At 71.0% G+C, this 6,444-nt stretch carries 8 protein-coding genes; all 8 read right to left on the bottom strand.

Annotated features, from left to right (window positions below; genetic code table 11):
* The coding region (locus tag DBR36_RS10530; RefSeq protein ID WP_108319175.1) for an alcohol dehydrogenase catalytic domain-containing protein at nt 1-641 on the bottom strand (641 nt) is incomplete at its 3' end.
* A 68-nt stretch (nt 642-709) separates the two neighbouring features.
* Nucleotides 710-1,603 (bottom strand): GTPase Era, encoded by an 894-nt coding sequence (era, locus tag DBR36_RS10535; RefSeq protein WP_108319177.1) that lies wholly within the window; start codon nt 1,601-1,603, stop codon nt 710-712.
* Nucleotides 1,600-2,910, bottom strand: a complete 1,311-nt coding sequence (locus DBR36_RS10540) for a hemolysin family protein (RefSeq protein WP_108319179.1) — start codon at nt 2,908-2,910, stop codon at nt 1,600-1,602. The genes era and DBR36_RS10540 overlap by 4 nt, the downstream gene beginning before the upstream one ends.
* Nucleotides 2,907-3,374 carry an rRNA maturation RNase YbeY gene (gene ybeY / locus DBR36_RS10545; protein ID WP_058231539.1) on the bottom strand — a complete coding sequence of 156 codons (468 nt, stop codon included), beginning with the start codon at nt 3,372-3,374 and terminating at the stop codon, nt 2,907-2,909. The genes DBR36_RS10540 and ybeY overlap by 4 nt, the downstream gene beginning before the upstream one ends.
* Nucleotides 3,374-4,396: a PhoH family protein gene (locus tag DBR36_RS10550; protein ID WP_258222724.1), complete on the bottom strand. Its 1,023-nt coding sequence runs from the start codon at nt 4,394-4,396 to the stop codon at nt 3,374-3,376. Before DBR36_RS10550 ends, ybeY begins: the two co-directional genes overlap by 1 nt.
* Nucleotides 4,397-4,445: 49 nt before the next feature.
* A complete protein-coding gene (locus DBR36_RS10555; RefSeq protein WP_108319183.1) occupies nt 4,446-4,793 on the bottom strand; it encodes an HIT domain-containing protein in 348 nt (115 codons plus the stop codon).
* A 54-nt stretch (nt 4,794-4,847) separates the two neighbouring features.
* The gene (locus tag DBR36_RS10560; protein WP_108319185.1) at nt 4,848-5,576 is read right to left on the bottom strand and encodes a 16S rRNA (uracil(1498)-N(3))-methyltransferase; all 729 of its coding nucleotides are present in this window, start codon (nt 5,574-5,576) and stop codon (nt 4,848-4,850) included.
* 2 nt (nt 5,577-5,578) lie between these two features.
* On the bottom strand, nt 5,579-6,444 hold an 866-nt coding region (locus tag DBR36_RS10565; RefSeq protein ID WP_108319187.1), incomplete at its 5' end, for a DnaJ C-terminal domain-containing protein.

The raw sequence follows: 6,444 nt of genomic DNA on the forward strand, positions 1-6,444 counted from the left end.
GCGACGATCGGCGCCCCCTCGGCGGCGGCCTCGACGCGCTCGCGCAGGCCCTCGCCGTAGGCCACCGGGATGCCGCCGTACTGGCGAACCCGCTCGGCCGAGTCGTCGGCATCCGGTCCGACCGTGCCGATCACACGGACACCGAGCGCGCGCGCCTGCTGCAGCAGGCTCACGCCCACCGCGCCCGAGGCGGCGTGCAGCAGCACCGTGTCACCGTCGGCGACGCGCGTCACCTGGATCATCTCGGCCGCGGTGGTGCCGGCCAGCAGCAGGTTCGCGGCCTGGGCGTGCGAGAGCGACGTGGGCTTGGCGAACACGTCGCGCGCGGGCACCGTGATCTCGGTGGCGTAGGCACCCTGCACCCGGAACACCACGACCTCGTCACCGACGGAGAGGTCGCCCGAACCGCCGACCGAATCGGGTCCGACGGCCGTGACCTCACCCGAGAGCTCGTAGCCGATCGGCACCGGGAACTGCGCGCCGGGGCGGGCCTGGGCGACGTGCTTGGCATCCGCGGGATTGATCCCCGCCGCGTGGACGCGGACCGTCACCTCACCCGGACCGGGTGCGGGCACCTCGACGTCGTCGAGGATCCACTGCTCGATGGGTCCCGGAGCGGGAGCCGTCCACCTCTTCGCCATGCCTGCTCCTTCCGTGTCGTGCGGGCACCGGGCCGTCGCCGGTGCATCGGGCCCGGGCGGGCCGTCGGTCAGAAGCCGAGTCGGCCGAGCTGCTTGGGGTCGCGCTGCCATTCTTTCGCGACGCGCACGTGCAGCGACAGGTAGACGCGCCCACCGACGAGAGGTTCGATCCCGGCGCGGGCGCGCGCGCCCACGTCGGCCAGGCGCGAACCCTTCTTGCCGATGATGATCGCCTTCTGGCTGTCGCGCTCGACGACGATGTTGGCCCAGACGTCGGTCAGGTCGCTGTCCTCGCGGGCGGCCACGTCGTCGACCGTCACCGCGATCGAGTGCGGGAGTTCGTCGCGCACGCCGTGCAGGGCGGCCTCGCGGATGATCTCGGCGATGCGGTCCTCGAGGGTCTCGTCGGTGACGACGTCGTCGGCGTAGAGCGCCGGGCCCTCGGGCATGAGCGCGAGCAGTTCATCGCTCAGCACGTCGAGCTGGTCGTTCGTGACGGCCGACAACGGGATCACCGCCGCCCAGTCCTCGCGCAGGGCGTCCACCTCGACGAGGCGCTCGGTGATCTGGTCCCGCGTCGCCGCGTCGGTCTTGGTGACCAGCGCGACCTTCTTCGCACGCGGGTAGCCCGAGAGGGATTCGGCGATGCGGCGGTCGCCCGGGCCCACCTTCTCGGTCGCGGGGGCGCAGAACGCGATCACATCGACATCGCCGAGCACCTGCTCGACCAGGTCGTTCAGGCGCTGGCCCAGCAGAGTGCGCGGGCGGTGGATGCCCGGGGTGTCGACCACCACGAGCTGACCGCCCGGGCGGTTGACGATCCCGCGGATGGCGCGGCGGGTGGTCTGCGGCTTCTCGCTGGTGATAGCGACCTTCTCGCCCACCAGGGCATTGGTCAGCGTGGACTTGCCGACGTTCGGCCGGCCCACGAAGGTCACGAAACCGGAGCGGGTGTCGGTCATCTGTCGTTCCTTTCACGCGCCGGGACCTCGTCCTCGGCGTCGTCGTCGGCGGGCTGCTCGCTGCGCTCGACGATCACGGTGGCGATGCCCCGATTGCGGCCGCGCGACGCGCCGCCGGTCATCACGAGGCCGGAGTGCTCGGCGGTCGCGCCGGGCTGAGGAATGCGGCCGAGGGCCTTGCCGAGCAGGCCGCCGATCGAGTCGACGTCCTCGTCGTCGAGCTCGAGACCGAACAGGTCGCCGACCTCGTCGAGGCCCAGGCGGGCGTTGACGCGGTAGCGGCCGTCGGGCAGCTCGACGATCTCGGTCGAGGGAGCGTCGTACTCGTCGGCGATCTCGCCCACGAGTTCTTCGATGAGGTCTTCGAGGGTCACGAGGCCCGCCACCCCGCCGTACTCGTCCACGACGAGGCAGACATGCACGGCATCCTTCTTCATCTGCTGCAGCAGCGTCTCGGCCTTCATCGACTCGGGGACGAAGACGGCCGGCCGCGCGATGCGACGGATCGGGGCGTCGCGCCAGCCGGCCTCGTCGCGGAAGCCGAACTGCACGAGATCCTTCAGGTAGAGCACGCCCACGATGTCGTCGGCCTCGTCGTCGGCCAGCGGGACGCGCGAAACGCCCTTGTCGAGGAACAGGGCCAGGGCTTCGCGCGAGGTGGCCGCGGCGTCGACGCTGACCATGTCGGTCCGCGGCACCATGACCTCGCGCACGTAGGTGTCGGTGAAGTCGAAGACCGAGTGAATGAGCTCGCGGTCGTCCTCTTCGATGAGCTCGTTCTCGGCGGCCTCGTCGATGATGCTGAGCAGCTGCTCCTCGGAGGCGAAGGACGTCGACTGCGGGACGCCGGGGGTCACGCGGTTGCCGACCGCGACCAGGCCGTGCGCGAGCGGGCCGAGCAGGATGCGCATGCCGCGGATGACGGGAGCGACGCCGCGCAGCAGACCGCGCGCGTGCTGCCGGCCGACGGAGCGGGGACTGGCGCCGACGGCGACGAACGAGATGCCGGTCATGAGCACCGCGGCGGCACCCACGGCGAGCCAGATGTCGTCGAAGATGAGCATGAAGGATGCCGCGACCAGCACGGCGGCGGTCGTCTCGGCGAGGACGCGGATGAACACCACCGCGGTGAGGTGCGCACCGGCGTCGTCGGCGATCCGGCGGAGGGCACGGGCGTTGCGCCCCGCGGAGCCGAGCTCGAGCAGGTCGGTGCGTGAGGTGACACCCAGGGCCGCCTCGGACGCCGCCATCAACCCGCCGAAGGCGACGAGCAGCAGGGCGGCGACGAGGAGGAGGGCTTCGGTCATGCCCGGCGCTGGCGCTCGACGGCCTGGAAGCCGGCGATCAGCTCGCGCTGCAGCCCGAACATCTCGCGTTCCTCATCGGGCTCGGCGTGGTCGAAGCCGAGCAGGTGCAGCAGCCCGTGCGTGGTGAGCAGGATCAGTTCGTCCTGGGTCGAGTGCTTGGCCGCGACCGCCTGGGTCTCGGCGACGGCCGGGCACAGCACGATGTCGCCGAGGAGTCCCGCGGGGGTCGGCGCGTCCTCGGACCCGGGACGCAGTTCGTCCATCGGGAAGCTGAGCACATCGGTCGGTCCGGGCTCGTCCATCCACTGCACGTGCAGGGACTCCATCGCGCCCTCGTCGACGAGCACGATGGCCACGTCGGCGTCGGCACTGACGTGCAGCTCGGCGAGGTTGTACTCCATCAGGCGCAGCAGCACCTGCTCGTCGATCTGGTGGTCGGACTCGTTGTTGATCTCGATCGTCATCAGCGGTTTCGTCTCGGGAGGTGATCGCGGGGACCGGCGGCACCGGGGCCGCGTCGCTCCGCACGGGCGGCGAATTCGGATGCCTCGTCGCGCTCGCGTCGGTTGGCGAGGCGCTTCTCGTCGTACTCGCTGTACGCGTCGACGATCCGGCCGACCAGCGAGTGGCGCACGACGTCGTCGCTGGTGAGGCGCGAGAAGTGGATGTCGTCGATGTCGCTCAACACCCGCGTGACCAGCCGCAGACCCGACGCACCTTGCGGCAGGTCGACCTGGGTGATGTCGCCGGTGACGACCATGCGGGTGCCGAAGCCGAGGCGCGTGAGGAACATCTTCATCTGCTCGGGCGTGGTGTTCTGCGCCTCGTCGAGCACGACGAACGAGTCGTTGAGCGTGCGGCCGCGCATGTAGGCGAGAGGAGCGACCTCGATCGTTCCCGTCGCCATGAGCTTGGGGACGATGTCGGGGTCCATCATCTCGTTGAGCGCGTCGTAGAGCGGGCGCAGATAGGGGTCGATCTTGTCGGTCAGCGTGCCCGGCAGGAAGCCCAGTCGTTCTCCGGCCTCGACGGCGGGACGAGTGAGGATGATGCGGTTGACCTCTTTGCGCTGCAGCGCCTGCACGGCCTTGGCCATCGCGAGGTACGTCTTGCCAGTACCGGCGGGACCGATGCCGAAGACGATGGTGTTCTCGTCGATCGCGTCGACGTACTCTTTCTGACCGGCGGTCTTGGGCCGGATGGTCTTGCCGCGCGACGACAGGATCGCCTCGCCCATGACCTCGGACGGACGGGGCCCGCCGTCGGATCGCAGCATGCGGTTCGAGCTGGACACGTCGGCCGGGTCGAGGCCGTGACCCGACCGGGTCATCGACAGCAGCTCGTCGACCAGTCCCCGCGCCGCGCGGACCGCCGCGGCCGGACCCGAAAGCGTGATCTCGTTGCCGCGCACGTGGACGTCGACGTCGGGATGCTCTTTCTCGACCACACGCAGCAGGCGGTCCTGCGGGCCGAGCAGCTGCACCATGGCCACGCCGTCGACGGCGATCTGCTCGACGACGGTCTCTTCGGGGGAATCAGCCACCGAGGCTCTTTTCGTTCAGGCCGCCCGCGAGGACGTGGGCGTGCACATGGAAGACGGTCTGACCGGCGCCCTCGCCGGTGTTGAAGATCAGCCGGAAGTCGCCGTCGGCGTGCTCGGCTGCGACGCTGTTCGCGAGGCCGATGACCTCGGTGAGCAGCTCCGGGTCGCCGGCGGCGAGCTCGACGACGTTGCGGTACTGCGGCGTCTTGGGGATGACGAGCAGATGCACCGGGGCCTGGGGCGCGATGTCGCGGATCGCGAAGGCGTTCTCGGTCTCGGCCACGATCTCGGCGGGGATCTCGCCCTGCAGGATGCGCGTGAAGATCGACGGTTCGCTCATGGCATCCAGTCTAGTGACGGCCTCCGACACCCAGGTCGGGGAGCGCGCCGCGACTCACCAGCGCCCGTGCGCCGCCGACAGCACCGCGATCGCCGCGGCACCCGCGGTCGAGGTGCGCAGCACCGTGTCGCCCAGTCTCACCGGTCGGGCGCCGGCCGCGGTCAGCGCCTCGAGCTCCTCGGGGGCGATCCCGCCCTCGGGGCCGACGACGAGGACGACATCGCGATCATCCGGGGCCGTCGTGTCGGTCAGACGGACGGATGCCGTGGGCTCGAGCACGAGAACGGTGGACTCCCCCGCGCGACGGACCAGGTCGGCCGTGCGCGCGACCGCCTCGACCTCGGGGATCCAGGCGCGGTGGGCCTGCTTGGCGGCCTCGCGCACGATCGTGCGCCACCGTGCGAGTCCCTTCTCGGCCTTGGCATCCCACCGAGAGACGCTGCGCGCCGCCTGCCACGGAACGATCGCGTCGACCCCGAGCTCGGTCGCGGCCTGGATGGCGAGCTCGTCGCGATCGCCCTTGGCGAGGGCCTGGACGAGCACGAACCGCGGAGACGGCGCCGGACGCTCGTCGCGCGCGGTCACCCGGACGTCGACCTGCTTCGGCGTCGCCGCGACGACGACCCCCGACAGCCAGATGCCCCGGCCGTCGCCCAGGGTCACCTCTTCGTCGACGCGCACGCGCCGGACCGCTGCGGCGTGATGCGCCTCGGCGCCGGTGAGGGTCACGGTCGCGCCCGGGCGGGCGACCCCGGCGTCGTCGGTGACGAAGTGCAGGGCCACGATCAGTGCCGGAAGCGGTCGCGGAACTTGCTGAACATGCCCTGCTGGTGCTCGGCCAGGCGGGGCTTGGGGGCCTTGGTCCGCTTGGCGAACTCCTCGATGAGGGCGCGATCCTTGTGGTCGAGTCGCGTGGGCGTGACCACGTGCACGCCGACCTTGAGGTCACCGCGCTGGCTCCCGCGCAGCGGCGTGATGCCGCGGCCCTTGATGGTCAGGACGTCGCCGGACTGCACGCCCGGGCGCACCTCGAGGTCGACCGAGCCGTCGAGGGACTCGATCGTCGTGGTGGCGCCGAGGATGGCATCCGGCATCGACACCTCGAGGGTCGCGACCAGGTCGTCTCCCTCTCGGCTGAAGGCGTCGTGCGCCTCGACCGTGATCTCGAGGTACAGGTCGCCGTTGGGGCCACCCGCGGGACCCACCTCGCCCGAGCCCGGCAGCTGCAGGCGCAGACCCGACTCGACGCCAGCGGGGATGTCGACCGAAACGGTGCGGCGGGCGCGGACGCGTCCCTGACCCTGGCACGTGCCGCAGGGATACGGAATGGTCGTGCCGTGTCCGTGGCAGACGGTGCAGGGCTGGCTGGTGACGACGTTGCCGAGAAGGCTGCGCACCGTGCGCTGCACGTGACCCGAGCCATGGCAGATGTCGCACGTGACCTCGCTCGTGCCCGGCTGCGTGCACGAGCCCTGGCAGGTCTCGCACAGCACGGCCGTGTCGACCTCGAGGTCGCGGTGGGCACCGAAGACCACGTCGCCGAGCTGAAGGGAGACGCGCACGAGGGCGTCCTGCCCGCGCTCGCGACGGGACCGCGGCCGGGGCCCCCGTCCGCCCCCGCCGCCCTGCGCGCCGCCGAAGAACGTCTCGA

Source organism: Microbacterium sp. HMWF026 (genome assembly GCF_003061325.1).
Taxonomy (GTDB): domain Bacteria; phylum Actinomycetota; class Actinomycetes; order Actinomycetales; family Microbacteriaceae; genus Microbacterium; species Microbacterium testaceum_E.